The organism is Burkholderia sp. BCC1638, from assembly GCF_902833195.1.
Lineage (GTDB): Bacteria > Pseudomonadota > Gammaproteobacteria > Burkholderiales > Burkholderiaceae > Burkholderia > Burkholderia diffusa.
This window is the reverse complement of record NZ_CADFEC010000092.1, coordinates 1-698: the sequence shown is the minus strand read 5'-3', so window position 1 is coordinate 698 and position 698 is coordinate 1. Positions and strand designations below refer to the sequence as shown.

Below are 698 nucleotides of genomic sequence, written 5' to 3'. Positions count from 1 at the left end.
TCAAGGATCGGGCGATGAGCGTACGGGCGGCCTGTGAGGCGTTTGGCGTGAGCGAGTCCTGCTACCGCTACCAGGCAAAGCGCTGCCCGGAAAACGGGGTGATCGCCGAGTGGCTTGTGAAACTCACGCATAACCAGCGCAACTGGGGCTTTGGCCTATGCTTCCTGTACCTGCGCAACGTGAAGGGCTTCGTATGGAATCACAAACGCGTTTATCGCATCTATCGCGAACTGGAACTGAATCTGCGGATCAAGCCACGCAAACGACTGATGCGTGAGCAACCGGAACCGCTGGCCGTGCCGCAGGCACTGAACGAGTGCTGGTCAATGGATTTCATGCACGATCAGCTTGCCGATGGGCGTAGCATCCGGCTGTTCAACGTGATTGACGACTTCAACCGGGAAGGCCTGTGCATCGAGGTGGACTTCTCGTTGCCGGCGCTACGTGTTATCCGGTCCCTGGATCAGGTGATCGAATGGCGCGGCAAGCCGCTGAAGATCCGCTGCGGCAACGGACCTGAATATGTCAGCGATGCGCTCAGGGACTGGGCCGCTCGACGCGGCATCGTTCTGCAGTTTATCCAGCCCGGCAAGCCACAACAGAACGCGTACATCGAGCGTTACAACAAAACGGTTCGATACGACTGGCTCGCCCATTACCTCTTCGAGACCGTGGCCGACGTTCAGGAGTATGCGACG

General features: G+C 58.6%; 1 protein-coding gene. It reads left to right on the top strand.

Features of this window, described 5'->3' with window-relative positions; translation table 11 throughout:
• The coding region (locus HWX22_RS31325) for an IS3 family transposase (RefSeq protein ID WP_175916997.1) at positions 1-698 on the top strand (698 nt) is incomplete at both ends.